Here is a 2,871-nt window from a genome sequence, read left to right as displayed (position 1 = left end):
GGGCGGGGCCCGCGAAGATGCCGCCGCTCTCTGGCGCGAGGCCCGCGAAGGGGCACCCCGGGAAGTCGCTTCCCGCGGGTCGTCCGGGTCCCGTGCAGGGGGCCGCCGTATGGCTGCGGCCCCCCGAGCCGGGGCGCGAGGTCGAGGCCTCGCTGCCGACACTGTCGGCCGTGGGGGGCGTTGGAGGCGCCCCTGATCTCGTACGACTCGTGGACACGGTGGCCACACAGTGCCACCGGGTCCGGCTGCGGCGCTCGTGCGCTCAGCCGTTGGCCTTCTCGTAGGCCTCGCGAATGGACGCGGGAACACGGCCGCGGTCGTTGACCTCGTAACCGTTCTCCTTGGCCCACGCGCGGATCTGCGCGGTGTCCTGGCTGCCACCGGTAGCGGCGCGCGCCTTTCCACGGCCACCCGAAGCACGGCCACCGGTACGGCGTCCGCCCTTCACGTAAGCGTCGAGAAGACCACGGAGCTTGTCCGCATTCGCGGTGGTGAGATCGATCTCGTACGTCTTGCCGTCCAGTGCGAACGTCACCGTCTCGTCCGCCTCGCCGCCGTCGAGGTCGTCGACAAGAAGGACCTGAACCTTCTGTGCCACCGGATTTCCTTTCATCGATAACTTGCGGGCCTGGGGTCTGCGGCGTCCGCCGTTTCGCCGTCCCCTGTTATATGCAGTACTGCAGTACGTCGGAAAGCAAACCGCTTTTGCTGGAAAAACACAAACCCCTGGGAGAGACCGAGCGACCTCCTCGGTCCGAAAAGATGCGCGTTTCGGACATAGGGAACCTGGGCAGGGCGTCCGGGCCGAATTGAGCGCAGCGATCACAGATGCAGAAGCATCCGACTGTTGCCCAAGGTGTTCGGTTTCACTCGTTCGAGACCCAGGAACTCCGCCACGCCCTCGTCATAGGAACGCAACAGCTCCGCGTAGACATCGGTGTCAACAGGTGTCTCACCGATCTCCACGAAGCCGTGCTTGGAGAAGAAGTCCACTTCGAAGGTGAGACAGAAAACGCGACGAACACCTAGCCAACGAGCCGTGTGCAGCAACTTCTCCAGCAACTGATGACCTACACCGGCACCCTTCAACCCGGGCTTCACGGCGAGAGTACGGACTTCCGCGAGGTCTTCCCACATGACGTGCAGTGCGCCGCAGCCGACGACCTCGGCGTTGTCGTCGCGTTCGGCGACCCAGAACTCCTGTATGTCCTCGTAAAGAGTCACGGTCGCTTTGTCGAGCAGGATGCGACCGCGAACGTAGGCGTCAAGGAGTCGGCGGACCGCCGGGACATCACCGGTCCGGGCCCGCCGGACGGTGATGGCTTTCGCGGTGACTTCTGGGTGCTCTGCTGACATGAGCGGACGCTATCGCCCGCCGCCGGAGGGCGGGGAGCCGGGGTTCTCGACGCCATCCGCGGGTTCGGGTGTTTCCGGCCCCTGGACGATGCGTACGGCCCTGCGCAGGGCCTCACGCTGTTCGTCGCTCATCATCCCGAAGAAGGCGACGAGAGCAGCCGCGGGGTTGTCGCTCTGGGACCAGGCGTCGTTCATCAGGGCGGCCGAGTAGGCGGCCCGTGTGGAGACCGCCTCATATCGATACGCCCGGCCTTCCGCCTCGCGACGCACCCAGCCCTTCTGATGGAGATTGTCCAAAACGGTCATCACCGTGGTGTACGCGATCGACCGTTCCTGCTGAAGGTCTTCCAGGACTTCTCGAACGGTCACCGGGCGGTTCCACTTCCACACCCGCGTCATGACCGAGTCTTCGAGTTCTCCCAATGGGCGAGGCACAGCTCAGAACCATAGTGGAAAAGGCACAAAAAGGGCGTACGACTCGGAAAGCACGGGCACGCGTGCGGGAGTCGTACGCCCTTGAAGGCGCCGTCGAAAGGCGGGGGGTCAGGCCTCGGTGGTCGAAGAGGCCTGGCGGGCGCTCTCCGCGCGCGCGATGGCGGCGTCGACGGCCGCGTCCTCCTTGGCCTTCATGGCCCCGCCCTGGGTCTTCACGATGACCCGGATCAGTCCGATGAAGAACACGGCCATGACGACCGGGGGCACGAGCGCGGAGACATAGTCCATGTCCTCCAGAGTAGCCACGGGCCCGGGAGCGGACGGGGCGGGGTCGCTTCAGCCGGCGGCGAGTTGCTGCGGCGGGTTCGCGGGAGGCGGTGCCGGTTTACGCCGGGGGAAGACCTCGCCGGGGGTGGGGATCGGCCGGGACGGCTTCGGGGCCGCGGGTGCGGGTGCGGGCGCCGGCCGCTCCACGGGCTTGCGTACGGGCTCCTTGGCGTCCTCCCCCGCAGGACCCCCGACGGTCACGGAAAGGCCGCCCGAGAGGCCTCCAGGGAGCGCCAGGGGGGGAGTGCGGGAGGCGGGGACGGTCGGGGCGGGGCGGACGGTCGTACGGCGGGCGAGGCGCGCGCGTACGTCCTGTTCGGCGAGTGCGAGACAGCGGTCGAGGAGGGCTGCGGCGGCCGGGTTCCCGCGCAGCGCACGCAGCGCGGAGAGGTCGTCGACGTCCGGGCGGTACCCGGCGCCGAGCGCCTCCTCCAGGAGCGTGAGGTAGCCGGCGGTGGTGCCGGGCAGGGCGGCGCGGTACCGGGCGAGGTCGGCGACCAGGAAGGCGCGCAGCCGGACCCCCTCGCGCACCGCTTCGTCGAGGGATTCGGCGAGCCGGAGACAGTCCTTGACGTCCTCGGCGGAGGCGGTTCGGGGCTGGAGGGCGAGAGCGAGGGCGCGACGGAGCACACGCAGCTCCTCCGCACCGAACGCCATGCCGCCGCGGGATCCGTATGGCGTGGGCATGCGGCGACGATACGCGCTAATCAGACAAATTCGACATAGGGGGCGGGTGTGGCGCGGGGTTTTCGC

General features: G+C 68.1%; 5 protein-coding genes and 1 pseudogene. 1 reads left to right on the top strand and 5 read right to left on the bottom strand.

The genetic code is table 11. The annotated features are described in order from the left end of the window. Positions 1–284 (top strand): annotated as a pseudogene (locus R6V09_RS50155) (SCO3374 family protein); the annotation flags it as partial. Here the strand turns inward: R6V09_RS50155 and R6V09_RS50150 are convergent. From R6V09_RS50150 to R6V09_RS50130, 5 genes are all read right to left on the bottom strand, one after another. After that, on the bottom strand, positions 263–598 hold the full coding sequence (locus R6V09_RS50150; RefSeq protein ID WP_019075461.1) for a histone-like nucleoid-structuring protein Lsr2: 336 nt from the start codon (positions 596–598) through the stop codon (positions 263–265). The pseudogene R6V09_RS50155 and the gene R6V09_RS50150 sit on opposite strands and share 22 nt — an antisense overlap. A 224-nt stretch (positions 599–822) precedes the next feature. After that, positions 823–1,356, bottom strand: a complete 534-nt coding sequence (locus tag R6V09_RS50145; RefSeq protein WP_200715432.1) for an amino-acid N-acetyltransferase — start codon at positions 1,354–1,356, stop codon at positions 823–825. A gap of 9 nt (positions 1,357–1,365) precedes the next feature. Continuing rightward, positions 1,366–1,755, bottom strand: coding sequence for a BlaI/MecI/CopY family transcriptional regulator (locus R6V09_RS50140; protein ID WP_442810290.1), 390 nt, complete (start codon positions 1,753–1,755; stop codon positions 1,366–1,368). Between the two features lie 144 nt (positions 1,756–1,899). Further along, the gene (locus R6V09_RS50135) at positions 1,900–2,079 is read right to left on the bottom strand and encodes a hypothetical protein (protein ID WP_019075458.1); all 180 of its coding nucleotides are present in this window, start codon (positions 2,077–2,079) and stop codon (positions 1,900–1,902) included. A 48-nt stretch (positions 2,080–2,127) separates the two neighbouring features. After that, complete coding sequence (locus R6V09_RS50130; protein WP_317888090.1) at positions 2,128–2,775, bottom strand: hypothetical protein; 648 nt, start codon at positions 2,773–2,775, stop codon at positions 2,128–2,130. Between the last annotated feature and the right edge of the window lie 96 nt (positions 2,776–2,871).

Source organism: Streptomyces sp. W16 (assembly GCF_033194735.1).
In the GTDB taxonomy this organism is placed as follows: domain Bacteria; phylum Actinomycetota; class Actinomycetes; order Streptomycetales; family Streptomycetaceae; genus Streptomyces.
This window is presented reverse-complemented; position numbering and strand designations above follow the sequence as displayed.